The following is a 13,413-nucleotide window of genomic DNA, read 5'->3' as shown; positions in this document are numbered from 1 at the left end:
AAAATCACACCAATTCTCCATAAACACAAATAAAACACAAAAACCCCCAGTTGGATAAACACCAACCGGGGGTTCTTGCGTCGCAAACACACCAAAACAATAAAAACAGCAGGAACAAACGTCGCATACCCGTCGTTCGGTACTGATGAACGAACAAGACGACGATAAAGACAAAGCGACTGAATGGGCCGAACATCGGACCAACTGGGCAGAGGATCGTACGGCGCTAGCCAACGAACGGACATTTGCCGGGTGGATGCGTACCGGCATGGCGGCGATCGCCATTGCTGTCGGTTTGCGCGCTGTTTTCCGGGAGGCCGACCCGACCTGGGTGCCGAAACTGGTCGCCAGCGTGTTCATCGTGGCGGCCCTCATGATCTTCTGGTCCGCAAGACGGCAAGCCTGCAAGGCTTCGGGACGTCTTAACACGCATGACGCCGACACCCAGTCGACGTCCCTGTTTACAATTCTATCGACGGTTTTCTCCATTTCCGCCGTGGCTGTTGGGGCCGTGCTCTGGACACTTTGACACGACCCGGGAAAGCCTCAGGGAAGAAACCGTTGAACAAGGCGGACCACACGTTTGACCAGGTCGCTTTCGAACAGGCGTGGCACATAATACTGCCCGGCGGCACGTTTCGAGATTTCGCCAAGTGTCGGGTAAGGGGCAACCATCGCCGCCACTGCGCCGATCTTGAGCTTGTTGGCGATCACCAGCGCCCATAGGCCGATGAGCTCTCCGGCTTGAGCGCCGACGATGGACGCCCCGACGGGTCTGCCCTTTACGACCATGACCTTTATCAGGCCCTCCGTCTTGCCTTCGGCGATCGCACGGTCATTGTCATGGTAGGGGAAGCGGAGGACTTCGAGGTTCGTGCCATGTTGCTTGCGTGCCTGCGCTTCGGTCAGGCCGACCTGTGCCAGTTCGGGGTCCGTATAGGTTGCCCACGGGATGTGATCGGTCCGGGCCTTGGTCGGCAGGCCGAACAGAATCGGGCGGATCACCGTGGCGCCATGATAGCCCGCGACATGGGTGAATTGAAAACCGCCCGCGACGTCGCCGATTGCATAGACCTTGCGGTTCGATGTCCGCAGATGCGCATCGACCTTGATCGCCCGATCGTATGCGACGCCGGCCTTGTCGAGGTCTAGCTTGTCGATGTTGGCCTTGCGCCCAACGGCCATCAGCAGGTGCGTTCCGGTGAAATCCCCCTCCGGCGTATGAACGGTGATCATCCCCGAGGCGCCGCTGATCCGTTCGGCGTTGGCGTTCTCGACGATTTTCACCCCCTCGTCGCGCAGGCGGTCGAGGACGATCTTCGCCATTTCGGGGTCGTCCTTGCCCATGGCCGTGCTGCCCTCGATCACCGTGACCTCGCAGCCGAGGCGAACATGGGCCTGCGCCATCTCCATCCCGATGGGGCCCCCGCCGACGATCAGTAGGCGATCCGGCTTTTCGGTCAGGTCGAAGATCGTCTCGTTCGTATAGACGGTGACATCATCTATGCCGGGAATAGGGGGGACGAGGGGGGAGGACCCGGTCGCTATGACGATGCGACGTGCCGTGATCCTGTGGTCGCCCGCTTCGACCGTGTCCGCATCGACGAAACGGCCGTATTCGCGGATCACACGGACGCCCAGGCCTTCGAACCGTTCCTGGCTGTCTACGGGGGCAATCGTTTCGATCACCTTGTGAACGTGCGCTTTCGCGGCGGCATAATCGACCTGGGGGGCAACGGGGGTGACGCCAAAGGCCGCGCCGGTCTTCATTGCGTGCGCATGCTTGCCGGCCGCGATCAACGCCTTCGACGGAACGCACCCGAAGTTCAGGCAGTCTCCGCCCATGAGGTGCCCTTCGAGCAAGGTCACATCCGCGCCCATCTGGGCAGCACCCGCTGCAAAGGACAGGCCACCGGAGCCGGCGCCGATCACCAATACGTCCGTCTTGATTGTCTTCATGGGATTGGTCCTTCCGAATGCGTGGGGGATCAGGCTTTGCGCCGAAACTTCTTGATGAGGATAGGCATGACGGCCAGCGCGACCAGCCCGAGGATCGGACCAATGATCTGCGGCTCGAAGATGATGCCGAAATTCGGTGTTTCCCCGCGGGCGAAAACTTCGCCCAGACCGGCACCGACCCAAGTGTAGACAATCGATCCGGGCAGGATGCCGAGGAAGGTCGTGACGACGTATTTCGTCAGGCTGACGCCGACGAACGCAGGGATCAGGTTGGCAACGAAAAAGGGCACGGCCGGAACCAGGCGCATTATGAAGAGATAGGAGGTCTCATCCTCGCGGATGCCATCCTTGATCTTCTTCACGGCACCGCCAGACGTGTCCATCTTGGCCGCAAGCCGATCGCCCAAGCCGAACTTGGCGGCAAGGAAGATCGCTGTCGCGCCAACGGTTGCCCCGACGGCGTTGAAGATTGCCCCGGGGAACAGGCCGAACAGGAACCCTCCGGTCAGCGTCGCAATGGCGGCACCGGGCAGGGAGAATCCGACGATAAGAATGTAGGCGCCGATGAAGGCCGCGGCGGTCAAGGCATAATTCGCGTCCCGGAAGGCGATCAATGCTTCGCGGTTGTCGGCCAACGTCTGGAACGACAGGTAGTCCCGCAGAAAGAAAGCGCCGATCAGGGCGGTGATCAGGATCACCGTAAGGGGCAGATAGCGGGCGATGCCGGATTTCTGTTCGGGGCGGTCTATCGTTCGATCGGGCATGGGGTCTTGTCCGTTGTCCAGGGGCGCGGGCCTGTGGTTGCCCGGTTTCCCGAACTACCTGCCTCGTGGCCCGTTACGAAGATAGCCACCCTCACGCGCACGTGTGTCCTTGTGTGCCCGGAAGGGCCTCATGACGCTTCATGTTACAGGTGTGACGGGAAATGCGCCGTCGGCTGTAACCTTGGCACGGATGTATCGGTCGCCCCGCCATCGGCTGCGTCTGCGGGGGTCAGGGCGTCGGCAGGGCGTCAGTCTGATACAGGCGCACCCGCAGGCCGCCGTGGGCAATGGGTTTGCTCTCGGATGCGAAGGGCAGGCCGGTCGCCCGCGCCAGCGAGGCTTCGCTGGTGACGATACCGACGCGCCAGCCGCAGAAGCGGCTGCGCAGGACTTCTCCCAATGCTCCGTGCAGTCCGTAGAGGGGCTTCTTGTCCCCGATCCGCGCTCCGTATGGCGGGTTCACCATCACGAGGCCCGGCGGCCCCTCCGGCGCCTCCAGATCGCTGATCGCGCGTTTGGCGAAGGTGCAGACGTCGCTCAGGCCTGCACGTTCGGCGTTTGCATTTGCCGACCCGAACGCCCCGGCATCGCGGTCTGACCCGTAAAAGCGCAGGTCAGGCAGGGCAGGCGCGCTGAATCCGGACATCTTCGCCCAGGCATCCGCGTCGAAGGTCGCAAGTGTTTCGAACGCGAAGCTGCGTGTGCGTCCGGGAGCAAGGCCGGCTGCTATTTCTGCGGCCTCGATCACGAAGGTGCCCGAGCCGCACATCGGGTCCAGGACAGGCTCCGTCCCCCGATAACCGCAGGCGCGCAGCAGAAGGGCCGCCATGGTTTCGCGCAATGGGGCCCGGCCTACGGCCTCCTTGTGGCCACGCTTGTGCAATGGTTGTCCGGAGGTGTCGACAGACAGGATCACGAGATTGTCGTCGATCCGCGCCCGGATGGTCAGGTCGGCCTTCGGGTCCAACGGCGCGCCAAGTTCCTCGGCGATGGCGGTCTCGATCCGCTGTTGCGCGGCGCCGGCATGATAGATCTTCGACTTGCGATTTGTTGCTACCTCGACCCGGAACGGCACATCGGGGCGCAGCACATCGCCCCAGGGGAACTTGCGTGCACGCTTGTCGAGCTGGGCGAGGTGGAAGGCGCGAAATTCTCCGATGCGCGCCTGAACGCGGCCTGCTCCGCGCAGTGTCAGGTTGGCGCGCCACACATCCGGCCAACCGCCTTCTATCGTCACGCCACCCGGCACGACCTGCGCGACATCGAAGCCTGCTTCGCGGGCTTCTTCCGCCAGGACAGGCTCCAACCCCGGCGGGGCCATCAGAAAGATCTCAAATCGGTCCATCGCTGACGCAGTAGTCGCTTTGTCGCGTCACGGGTAGGGTCAATCACGGGATCTTCGGCGCATCGAAGAATTGGGGCGGGGGCCGGTGGACAAACTCCCAGAGCGCGCCATTTGCCCGTAAGCAGCAGGAGACTTCGATGAACGCCCAGGACCTCACCCCCCTTTACCGCAATCGACTGCAAGAGGAGATGGACCGCGCCCGGACCTTCGTGCAGGCCAGCACGGCATATGCGAATGAAACCGGCGGCGCGATGCCGCGGACGGATCCCGGAAACGAAACGATGAAGCTCTACCACAAAGGCGGCTATTTCGCGATGCTGTTCTGCATATGGGTTGCGTTCGTCTCGCCCATCCTGCTGGTGCTCAGCCTCTGGGATTGACGCCGTCGCTCCTCCGGCATCAGCCGCCGTTGTCGAGGGCGAGGCCGGGGTACAAGGGCTCGTAGATCGGTTCGAGCGTGGACGTATCGAACAACGACGATACGCTTGTGCCGTTCCAGATGTTCAGGATCGCCTGCGTGAACATCGGCGCCGCCGGGACGATCCGGATGTTGTGACACGCCTTGACCGGATCCGGCTGATGGATCGAGTCGGTGATGACCAGCGATTTCAGGCGAGAGTTGGTGATCCGCCCGACCGCCGGGCCGGATAGGACACCGTGCGTGATATAGGCGTGAACCTCGGTCGCGCCTGCATCGGCAAGGACATCCGCCGCCTTGCACAGGGTGCCCGCCGTATCGCAGATGTCATCGACGATGATGACCTTCTTGCCGGACACATCGCCGATCACGGTCATTTCGGACACCTCGCCCGCCTTCTCGCGGCGTTTGTCGACGATCGCCAAGGGCACGCCGATCCGCTGGGCCAGTTCGCGCGCGCGGGCGACGCCGCCAACGTCGGGCGAGACGATCATGACGTCGTCCATCTGACCCTTGAAGTTGTGCATGATGTCGAGCGCGAAGATTGGCGAGGCATAGAGGTTGTCGACGGGAATATCGAAGAACCCCTGAATCTGCGCGGCATGCAGATCCATCGTCAGCACCCTCTCGATCCCCGAATTGGCGATCAGGTTCGCGACCAGTTTCGCGCTGATCGGGGTGCGGGCCTTGGTCCGGCGATCCTGGCGGGCGTAACCGAAATACGGGATCACGGCGGTGATCCGCGCGGCGGATGACCGGCGCAGCGCATCCGAGATGATCAGCAGTTCCATCAGGTTGTCGTTTGCCGGGTTCGACGTTGACTGGACGATGAACATGTCCTCGCCACGCACGTTCTCGAAGACTTCGACGAAGATTTCCTGATCGTTGAACCGCTCTACCCGCGCATCGACCAGTTCCACCCGCATGCCGCGATGCATGGACATCCGCCGCGCGACGGCTTGCGCCAGCGGCCTGTTGCCATTGCCGGAGATAATCTTCGGATCGGGGCTGGGCATGGGCAGACCTTTCGAATCGTCGCCAGATAGGTGCGGTCCGCCTAGCACCCCGTTGCCCCCGTGGCCAAGCGGCTTGCCGCCGATGCTGCGCGAATGGGGCATGATTGCCGTCACGATGTGCGCGGGCTAGGGCTTTCGCATCGCCAACCGAAGGAGCAGGGCCATGCAGATCGACTATTATTTCGCCACGATTTCCCCGTTCACCTATCTGACCGGAACGCGGCTGGAGGAGATGGCACAGCGGCACGGGGCCACGATCACCTACAAGCCGCTCAGCATCATGGACCTGTTTGCCCGCACGGGCGGCACACCGCCAAAGGATCGCCACCCCAGCCGACAGGAATACCGCCTGATCGACATGCAACGGTCGGCCGATCGGCTTGGCATGCCGATCAATCTCAAGCCCGCGCATTGGCCGACCAATCCGGCCCCGTCGTCCTATGCCATTATCGCGGCGGCACGGGACGGGTCCGGCGATATCGGGGCACTGGTGGCCGGCCTGACACGGGCCTGCTGGGCCGAGGAACGTGACATTGCCGAGGATGACGTCATCGCCGACGCCTTGGAGGCCGCGGGCTTCGACCGGTCGCTCGTGAACAGCGGCATGATGGAGGGGGCCGAGACCTATGCCAGAAACCTCGAAGAGGCGGTCGATGCCGGCGTGTTCGGCGCACCGTTCTTCATCGTCGGCGATGAAAGGTTCTGGGGCCAGAACAGCCTCGATGATCTGGAGGCATTGTTGGCCAAAGGCTGAGGCTTCGGCGAGACCTCGGCGTCCTGCATCGCAGGGCGCCGCTTCGGCCCATGCGCTGCTGCGCTGGAGGCTTGCAAGCCACGCGCCCCTCGTGGGGGCCGCTTGGGTGACGATGAACCGTGGCAGCCGTCGGATCATGTATTCCCGAGGACCTGTATATACAGGTGGGCGCCAGGTAACGCGACCAGGGCCGCGACAGAGCCAGCTCCCTCGGATTTGCTTAAGGCCACTGGAATTATGTCCGGGTGACGAGAAGCACAGAAACACCGTCACAGCGCAGATAGGATGCGACCCGGTTGCTGGCAAGGGCGATGGGGGAGGGGGTGGACCAATGTTTCCATTTTGTTCATGATACGGGAATGATGGAAACGCCCCCACCCCAGATGCAGATGCCCGGTCAGCTGTTGGCCCGTGGCGTGTGCCGCCATTTGCGCACCCACGATTTTGCCTGCCTCGAAGAATTCACCCCCGAACGGGGCAAACGTCTCGACGTGATGGCGTTGGGCCCCAAGGGCGAGTTCTGGGTGGTGGAATGCAAGTCGAGCCGCGCCGACTATACGTCCGACGCCAAGTGGACAGGTTATCTTGAATGGGCTGACAGGTTCTTCTGGGCGGTCGATACGGATTTCCCGGTGGACCTTCTGCCCGCGGAAAGCGGCCTGATCATCGCGGATGCCTTCTCCGCGGACGTCGTGCGAATGCCCACGGCGCACCCGCTGGCACCAGCCAGACGCAAGGCGCTGACCCTGCGGTTCGCACGCGCGGCCGCCTTGCGCATGCAGATCACGCGCGACCCGATGGCGGTGGGCGCGTCGTGACGCCGCAGGTCCTCCGCCGTTTTTGAGAATATCGCGGACGCCCGCCCGATGACAGGACGGGAAAGCGTCAGCCGCGGGTCCGCTCGGCCATTGCGGCGGCAGCCCGAATTTCCTCGGCGATTTCCAGCGCCTCTTCAGGATCGAAGTCCATCGGGATCTCGATTCCATCGCCAAGAATGAACAACCGAACCATGCCCTGATCGGTTGGCCCGATCTGCAGGTTCGCTTCGATGTCGGATTCGTCGTTTATACCCATGTCTTCCGGTTAAACGCGGCCTTTGGCTTGCGCAAGTCGCTGGTCATCGCCGGCACACGCCGGAGGGCGTGGCACGGACCGATTCCAAGGACAAAAAAGACCTGCTTCCCCCTGTCCGGGACCATCCGACCGCCCGCCGGCAGGCCAGTGTCTTGTCTAACCTTCTGGTCCGCAGCGGAAAGTCCGCCCCCAACCATGGGGCGATACAGGGCTACATGAAGTTTCATCACGGTCTTGCACTGCGGCGGAGGTTTCGCTAATTCCGCCCCAGTGCCGCCGTAGCTCAGTTGGTTAGAGCGCCTGATTGTGGATCAGGAGGTCCCCCGTTCGAGCCGGGGCGGTGGTACCACCTTCTCCCCGAAAGCTGATGACGCGGCGCGCCGGCTTGTGCCAGGGTCCTATCGTCGGCATCAGTCCGTGTTCGCGTAGACGATCTCCGTGCCCGAGAGTTCGCACTGAGCACTACAGTCTTCCGGCACCTGTCGGTCGGTTATGAATTTCGTGACACTCTCCATCGACGCCACGAAGACCGGGGCTTTCCTGTCGAACTTGGAGCTGTCTGCCGCGAGCAGGACCTGCTCGCTCTGATGCAGGATGGCCTTGCTGACGCTGACCTCCTGCATGTCGAAATCCATCAGGTCGCCATTCTGGCGAAGGGCCGAGCATCCGATGATCGCGTAGTCGAAGCGGAATTGCTGAATGGTGTGGCGGGCGATCTCTCCGATCAGGCCGCCGTCCATGCGACGCAGTTGTCCCCCGGTCACGACGACATCGACGCTCTTGTTGCCAGACAGGATGCTGGCGATATTCACGTTGTTCGTGACGACCAGCAGACCCTCGTGCGTCAGCAACTCCGTCGCGATGGCCTCTGTCGTGGTTCCGATGCTCAGGAAGATGGCGCAATCGTTCGGTATCATCCGTGCGCAGGCCCGCGCGATGTCCACCTTGGACGGTTGGTTCAGGATACGCCGTTCATTGTAGGCAATGTTTACGGTGGTCGACGGAAGGATCGCGCCGCCGTGGACCCTTTCCAGCTCCCCTGATTCAGCCAGTTCGGTCAGGTCTCTGCGTATGGTCTGCGGGGTGACGCCGAAATACTCGACAAGGCCCTCGACCGTCACCTTACCCTCGCGGCGCGCGATGGCGATGATCTCCGGTTTTCTGATCGTCAGTCCCACATGCCCACCCTTTTCGCTTATGATCGTTTTAGCGCAAACTCGCAAAATGTCACGTTTGTCGACGGGCAGTCGCGGGGAATCTCACGCTGCAAGTGCAGCGAACCGCACCCGATGGGCGTCGGCAGGACATTCATGGGACGTTTGAAAACAATAGTTTGCGCGATTTCGATCCTAAACGAACATTTTTTGCTTCCTTTTATGGTCGAATCTTGTCACCAATTGTGAACTTCACCGGGGAAGTGAAGTTGGGGGGAATACATGACTTCGGACTATGATCTTCTGATCATTGGTGGCGGCATCAATGGCTGCGGCATCGCCAGGGACGCGGCAGGGCGTGGTCTGAAGGTGTGTCTGGCCGAGATGAATGATCTTGCGTCCGCGACCTCCGCGTCTTCGACCAAGCTCTTCCACGGCGGTCTGCGCTACCTTGAGTATTTCGAGTTCAGGCTGGTGCGTGAAGCCCTTGTCGAGCGAGAGAACCTTCTGCGCGCGATGCCTCACATCTCATGGCCCATGCGCTTTGTCCTGCCGTACCATCACAGCATGCGGTTCGACATGTCGACGCCGACATCGAAGCTGCTCGGCACGGTCATGCCCTGGATGAAAGGGCGCCGTCCTGCATGGCTGATCCGTCTCGGTCTGTTCATGTACGATCATCTGGGCGGGCGCAAAATCCTGCCTGCAACGTCGAGCATTTCCCTTCGGACGACCGTCGAGGGGCGCGGGCTGAAGCCGAAGTTCGAGAAAGCCTATGAATACTCGGATTGCTGGGTCGAGGACTCCCGGCTGGTGGTCCTGAACGCCCGTGACGCGCAGGCGCGTGGTGCGGACATTCGCACGCGCGCCAAGGTCATTGGCGCCGAGGTGGTCGATGGAAAATGGCGCGTCGACATCCAGGACACGACAACTGGTGAAAAATCGACGGTGACCGCGGCGATGGTCGTCAATGCAGGTGGGCCGTGGGTCGGCGATGTGCTGCGCACGACATTGCGGAGCAATTCGCAAGCGGACGTTCGCCTCGTCCGCGGCAGCCATATCGTCACCAAAAGGCTCTTCGAGCACGACAAATGCTACTTCTTTCAGGGCACCGACGGGCGGATCATCTTCGCGATCCCCTACGAGACGGATTTTACCCTGATCGGCACGACGGATCAGGACCACGAAGATCCGTCGGTAAAGCCGGAATGCACGTCGCAGGAGCGTGATTACCTGATCGACTTCATCAACGCATATCTGGCCACCCCCATAGGCGTGGACGATGTGGTATGGTCCTATTCGGGGGTTCGGCCGCTCTATGATGACGGCGAAAGTTCCGCCTCCGCGGCAACGCGCGACTATGTCCTGCAGCTAGACACGGCCCGTGGTGCGCCATCGCTGAACGTCTTTGGCGGCAAGATCACGACGTATCGGTGCCTTGCCGAAAGTGCTATGGAAGAGATCCGGAAAGTCCTGCCGGTTGCTGCAAGCCCTTGGACGGCAGGCGTCGCCTTGCCCGGTGGGGATTTCGAGGTGGACGGCGTCGGTGCGCTTGTCGCGGATGCCAAGCAGGCCTTCCCGTTCCTGTCGGATCGATGGGCCTTGCGTCTTGTCCGGGCCTACGGGACCGAGGTGGCGGACGTCTTGGGTCATGCCGGGGAACTGGCCGATCTGGGCAGGGATTTCGGCGCCGACCTCTTTCAGGCCGAGGTCGAGTGGCTGATGAGAAACGAATACGCAAGAAACGCCGAAGACGTTGTCTGGCGCAGAAGCAAACTTGGTCTGCGTCTGACCGACGAACAGATCAGCACACTCGATGAGTGGATGAAAGACCGGCTGAACGCGCTGTTCACCGCTGCGGCCGAGTAGAGGAACGACAATAATGACGCTAGAATTGAAAGGTGTTTCAAAGTCCGTGGAGGGTGCGACCCATATCCACCCCACGGATTTGACGCTTGAGAAGGGCACGATGAATGTTCTTCTCGGACCGACACTCTCGGGGAAGACATCCCTGATGCGTCTCATGGCCGGCCTCGATGCGCCGACCACGGGGACCGTGCACTGGGAAGGGCAGGACGTCACCGGAATGCGCGTGCAGGATCGCAAGGTTGCGATGGTGTACCAGCAGTTCATCAACTACCCGTCGATGACGGTCTACGAGAACATCGCGTCTCCGCTGAAGTTGATGGGCAAATCCTCCTCCGAGATCGATGCTGCCGTCAGGAAATCTGCGGAGTTGATGCAGCTGACCCCGATGCTGCAGCGCAAGCCTCTGGAGTTGTCCGGCGGTCAGCAGCAGCGCTGCGCGCTCGCCCGGGCCCTCGTCAAGGATGCGGGCCTCGTGTTGCTGGACGAGCCGCTTGCGAACCTCGATTACAAACTGCGCGAGGAACTCCGCGTCGAGATCCCGAAGATTTTCGAAGAAGCCGGGTCCATTTTCGTCTACGCCACGACGGAGCCCGAGGAAGCGCTGCTTCTGGGAGGGAACACCGCGGCCCTGTGGGAAGGGCGGGTGCGTCAGTTCGATCTGACGCCGACGGTCTACCGACAGCCCGTCGACGCCACGACCGCGCGCGTGTTCAGCGATCCGCCGATGAACTTCCTGAACGTCAGCAAGGCGGGTGCGAAGGTCATGTTCGGCGACGGACAGGCGACACAGGCCTCCGGGCCGCTGGCAGGCCTGGCTGACGGCCGCTACATCGCGGGCTTTCGTCCCAACCACGTCGAGATCAGACCCCAGTCGCCCGATGGCATGGTCTTCGACACGACGTTGATCGTGACGGAACTGACCGGGTCCGAGACCTTCATCCACCTCGATCATGGCGGTGAGAAATGGGTCGGCCTGATCCACGGGATCCACGACCTGAAACTCGGCGCGCCGCTACAGGTCCATATCGATCCAAGTCACGTCTACATCTTCAGTGAGAACGGCGACCTCGTTGCGCCCGCGTCTTACGCGATTGCGGCATAGGGAGACGGATCATGGCGAAAATCACACTCGATAACCTTGCGCACTCCTACTATCCGAACCCCAAGGGCGAAGAGGATTTTGCACTCAAGGAGTTGAACCACGACTGGACCGACGGAGAGGCCTATGCCTTGCTCGGGTCTTCCGGTTGCGGGAAATCGACGCTGCTCAACATCATCTCCGGGCTTTTGCATCCGTCCCAGGGGCGCATCCTGTTCGACGGTCACGATGTGACACATGCGACCACGGCGGATCGCAACATCGCGCAGGTGTTCCAGTTTCCGGTGGTCTACGACACGATGACGGTGCGCAACAATCTTGCGTTCCCACTGAAGAACCGCGGGGCCGACCCCAAGTACATCGCCGAGCGCGTCCAGCAGATCGGGCAGATGATCGGGATGGAGGCCGAGCTCGACAAACGCGCGCGCGGTCTGACGGCGGATGCCAAGCAGAAGATCAGCCTCGGACGCGGCATGGTGCGCGAGGACGTCAACGCGTTGCTGTTCGATGAGCCGCTGACGGTCATCGATCCGCATATGAAGTGGGAATTGCGCACACAGCTGAAATCGCTGCACCACGAATTCGGTCACACGATGATCTACGTGACGCACGACCAGACGGAGGCTCTGACTTTTGCCGACAAGGTCGTCGTCATGTACGACGGCCGCGTCGTCCAGATCGGCACGCCGCAGGAATTGTTCGAGCGGCCGGCGCACACCTTCGTCGGCTATTTCATCGGCTCACCGGGAATGAACGTGATCCCCGCCGACGTGACCGGCAAGGTCGCGACCGTGCATGGGGCCTCCGTCGATCTTGATCGCGGATACAGCAACCTGACCGGCAAGGTCGAAATCGGCGTGCGTCCGGAATTCGTCACCTTGACGCAAGGCGAGGGATTGCCGGTGACGGTTCGCCGCGTCGAGGATGTCGGCCGCCACAAGATCGTGCGCGCAGACCTGTTCGGCAAGGAAATCAATATCCTCGCCGGTGAGGATGTGCAGATCACGCCCGACTTGAACCGTGTCGTGTTCGATCCCGAACACGTGAATGTCTATGTCGACGACTGGCTGAAAGATGGGGAGGCCGCCTGATGGAAAAGACAGTAAACCAAAAGGCGTGGTTTCTGGTCCTGCCGGTCCTGATCCTGGTCGCCTTCTCGGCGGTGATCCCGCTGATGACGGTCGTGAACTACTCGGTTCAGGATACGTTCGGGAACAACGTGTTCTTCTGGGCTGGCCTCGAATGGTTCGAGGACATGCTCCATTCCGACCGGATGTGGGACGCGCTGGGGCGTCAGCTGATGTTCTCGGCCATCATTCTGGCGATACAGATCCCGCTCGGTATCTTCGTGGCGCTGAACATGCCCAAAAGCGGCTTCTGGTCCAGTTTCTGCCTCGTGGTGATGTCGCTGCCGCTGTTGATCCCGTGGAACGTGGTCGGCACCATCTGGCAGATCTTCGGTCGCGTGGACATCGGTCTGCTGGGCTACACGCTGGATGCGATCGGGATCTCCTACAATTACACGCAGGACAGCTTTGCGGCCTGGGCCACGATCATCGTGATGGATGTCTGGCACTGGACGTCGCTGGTGGCGTTGCTGGCCTTTGCCGGGCTGAAGTCGATCCCGGACGCCTATTACCAGGCGGCCAAGATCGATCAGGCAAGCCGCTGGGCCATCTTCAGGTACATCGAGCTGCCCAAGATGATGGGGGTTCTGATGATCGCGATCCTGCTGCGCTTCATGGACAGCTTCATGATCTACACCGAACCGTTCGTCGTCACCGGTGGTGGGCCCGGCAACTCCACGACGCTTCTGTCCATCGACCTCGTGAAGATGGCGCTGGGACAGTTCGACCTCGGACCGGCCGCTGCCTTCTCGATCATGTATTACCTCGTGATCCTTCTGATTTCCTGGGTGTTCTACACCGTGATGACCAACCTAGATAAGAAGGGAGGCTAGG

Annotated in this window: 14 protein-coding genes and 1 tRNA gene; 9 read left to right on the top strand and 6 right to left on the bottom strand. The window is 61.5% G+C overall.

The features are described from left to right. Positions 1 to 145: 145 nt before the first annotated feature. Entirely contained in the window at positions 146 to 529 is a 384-nt protein-coding gene (locus tag V6N07_RS15005; protein WP_371157212.1) for a YidH family protein, read from the top strand. Positions 530 to 546: 17 nt separating this feature from the next. Here V6N07_RS15005 and V6N07_RS15000 read toward each other — a convergent pair whose 3' ends face one another. The 3 genes from V6N07_RS15000 to V6N07_RS14990 form a co-directional block, all read right to left on the bottom strand. Next, a complete protein-coding gene (locus V6N07_RS15000; RefSeq protein ID WP_371157210.1) occupies positions 547 to 1,959 on the bottom strand; it encodes an NAD(P)/FAD-dependent oxidoreductase in 1,413 nt (470 codons plus the stop codon). 29 nt (positions 1,960 to 1,988) lie between these two features. After that, on the bottom strand, positions 1,989 to 2,723 hold the full coding sequence (locus V6N07_RS14995; protein WP_371157209.1) for a TVP38/TMEM64 family protein: 735 nt from the start codon (positions 2,721 to 2,723) through the stop codon (positions 1,989 to 1,991). A gap of 229 nt (positions 2,724 to 2,952) precedes the next feature. Further along, entirely contained in the window at positions 2,953 to 4,068 is a 1,116-nt protein-coding gene (locus V6N07_RS14990; RefSeq protein ID WP_371157207.1) for a class I SAM-dependent RNA methyltransferase, read from the bottom strand. A 137-nt stretch (positions 4,069 to 4,205) separates the two neighbouring features. Here V6N07_RS14990 and V6N07_RS14985 point away from each other — a divergent pair, with 137 nt between their 5' ends. Then, a complete protein-coding gene (locus V6N07_RS14985; RefSeq protein WP_371157205.1) occupies positions 4,206 to 4,448 on the top strand; it encodes a hypothetical protein in 243 nt (80 codons plus the stop codon). A gap of 19 nt (positions 4,449 to 4,467) precedes the next feature. Here V6N07_RS14985 and V6N07_RS14980 read toward each other — a convergent pair whose 3' ends face one another. Further along, positions 4,468 to 5,502, bottom strand: coding sequence for a ribose-phosphate pyrophosphokinase (locus V6N07_RS14980; RefSeq protein ID WP_371157204.1), 1,035 nt, complete (start codon positions 5,500 to 5,502; stop codon positions 4,468 to 4,470). Positions 5,503 to 5,665: 163 nt separating this feature from the next. Here V6N07_RS14980 and V6N07_RS14975 point away from each other — a divergent pair, with 163 nt between their 5' ends. Both V6N07_RS14975 and V6N07_RS14970 read left to right on the top strand, forming a co-directional pair. Further along, positions 5,666 to 6,256 carry a 2-hydroxychromene-2-carboxylate isomerase gene (locus V6N07_RS14975; RefSeq protein WP_371157202.1) on the top strand — a complete coding sequence of 197 codons (591 nt, stop codon included), beginning with the start codon at positions 5,666 to 5,668 and terminating at the stop codon, positions 6,254 to 6,256. Between the two features lie 359 nt (positions 6,257 to 6,615). Then, complete coding sequence (locus V6N07_RS14970) at positions 6,616 to 7,074, top strand: MmcB family DNA repair protein (RefSeq protein ID WP_371157200.1); 459 nt, start codon at positions 6,616 to 6,618, stop codon at positions 7,072 to 7,074. 67 nt (positions 7,075 to 7,141) lie between these two features. Here the strand turns inward: V6N07_RS14970 and V6N07_RS14965 are convergent, their stop codons facing one another. Next, positions 7,142 to 7,330, bottom strand: a complete 189-nt coding sequence (locus tag V6N07_RS14965) for a DUF6324 family protein (RefSeq protein ID WP_371157199.1) — start codon at positions 7,328 to 7,330, stop codon at positions 7,142 to 7,144. 272 nt (positions 7,331 to 7,602) lie between these two features. On the opposite strand from V6N07_RS14965, the gene V6N07_RS14960 reads away from it, so the two are divergent. Beyond that, positions 7,603 to 7,679: transfer RNA gene (locus V6N07_RS14960), tRNA-His, on the top strand. 61 nt (positions 7,680 to 7,740) lie between these two features. Here V6N07_RS14960 and V6N07_RS14955 read toward each other — a convergent pair. Beyond that, positions 7,741 to 8,508, bottom strand: a complete 768-nt coding sequence (locus V6N07_RS14955; protein ID WP_371157197.1) for a DeoR/GlpR family DNA-binding transcription regulator — start codon at positions 8,506 to 8,508, stop codon at positions 7,741 to 7,743. Positions 8,509 to 8,766: 258 nt separating this feature from the next. On the opposite strand from V6N07_RS14955, the gene glpD reads away from it, so the two are divergent. From glpD to V6N07_RS14935, 4 genes are read left to right on the top strand one after another with little or no spacing between them, the layout of a single operon-like run. Further along, positions 8,767 to 10,353, top strand: a complete 1,587-nt coding sequence (gene glpD / locus V6N07_RS14950) for a glycerol-3-phosphate dehydrogenase (RefSeq protein ID WP_371157195.1) — start codon at positions 8,767 to 8,769, stop codon at positions 10,351 to 10,353. A gap of 13 nt (positions 10,354 to 10,366) precedes the next feature. Then, positions 10,367 to 11,455 (top strand): ABC transporter ATP-binding protein, encoded by a 1,089-nt coding sequence (locus V6N07_RS14945; protein ID WP_371157194.1) that lies wholly within the window; start codon positions 10,367 to 10,369, stop codon positions 11,453 to 11,455. A gap of 11 nt (positions 11,456 to 11,466) precedes the next feature. Further along, positions 11,467 to 12,543, top strand: coding sequence for an ABC transporter ATP-binding protein (locus tag V6N07_RS14940; RefSeq protein WP_371157192.1), 1,077 nt, complete (start codon positions 11,467 to 11,469; stop codon positions 12,541 to 12,543). Beyond that, positions 12,543 to 13,412, top strand: a complete 870-nt coding sequence (locus V6N07_RS14935; protein ID WP_371157191.1) for a carbohydrate ABC transporter permease — start codon at positions 12,543 to 12,545, stop codon at positions 13,410 to 13,412. Before V6N07_RS14940 ends, V6N07_RS14935 begins: the two co-directional genes overlap by 1 nt. Position 13,413 lies beyond the last annotated feature (1 nt).

It is taken from the genome of Jannaschia sp. 2305UL9-9 (assembly GCF_041403465.1).
GTDB lineage: Bacteria > Pseudomonadota > Alphaproteobacteria > Rhodobacterales > Rhodobacteraceae > Jannaschia.
Note: the sequence above shows the minus strand (reverse complement) of the source record. Positions and strands in the feature narration are given on the sequence as shown.

Bases quoted from the DNA above. Each gene is read 5' to 3' on its own strand.
- V6N07_RS14985 (WP_371157205.1), top strand. From the start codon at position 4,206: ATGAACGCCCAGGACCTCACCCCCCTTTACCGCAATCGACTGCAAGAG.
- V6N07_RS14980 (WP_371157204.1), bottom strand. From the start codon at position 5,502: ATGCCCAGCCCCGATCCGAAGATTATCTCCGGCAATGGCAACAGGCCG.
- V6N07_RS15000 (WP_371157210.1), bottom strand. From the start codon at position 1,959: ATGAAGACAATCAAGACGGACGTATTGGTGATCGGCGCCGGCTCCGGT.
- V6N07_RS14965 (WP_371157199.1), bottom strand. From the start codon at position 7,330: ATGGGTATAAACGACGAATCCGACATCGAAGCGAACCTGCAGATCGGG.
- V6N07_RS14970 (WP_371157200.1), top strand. From the start codon at position 6,616: ATGATGGAAACGCCCCCACCCCAGATGCAGATGCCCGGTCAGCTGTTG.
- V6N07_RS14945 (WP_371157194.1), top strand. From the start codon at position 10,367: ATGACGCTAGAATTGAAAGGTGTTTCAAAGTCCGTGGAGGGTGCGACC.
- V6N07_RS14995 (WP_371157209.1), bottom strand. From the start codon at position 2,723: ATGCCCGATCGAACGATAGACCGCCCCGAACAGAAATCCGGCATCGCC.
- V6N07_RS15005 (WP_371157212.1), top strand. From the start codon at position 146: ATGAACGAACAAGACGACGATAAAGACAAAGCGACTGAATGGGCCGAA.
- V6N07_RS14990 (WP_371157207.1), bottom strand. From the start codon at position 4,068: ATGGACCGATTTGAGATCTTTCTGATGGCCCCGCCGGGGTTGGAGCCT.
- glpD (WP_371157195.1), top strand. From the start codon at position 8,767: ATGACTTCGGACTATGATCTTCTGATCATTGGTGGCGGCATCAATGGC.
- V6N07_RS14940 (WP_371157192.1), top strand. From the start codon at position 11,467: ATGGCGAAAATCACACTCGATAACCTTGCGCACTCCTACTATCCGAAC.
- V6N07_RS14975 (WP_371157202.1), top strand. From the start codon at position 5,666: ATGCAGATCGACTATTATTTCGCCACGATTTCCCCGTTCACCTATCTG.
- V6N07_RS14935 (WP_371157191.1), top strand. From the start codon at position 12,543: ATGGAAAAGACAGTAAACCAAAAGGCGTGGTTTCTGGTCCTGCCGGTC.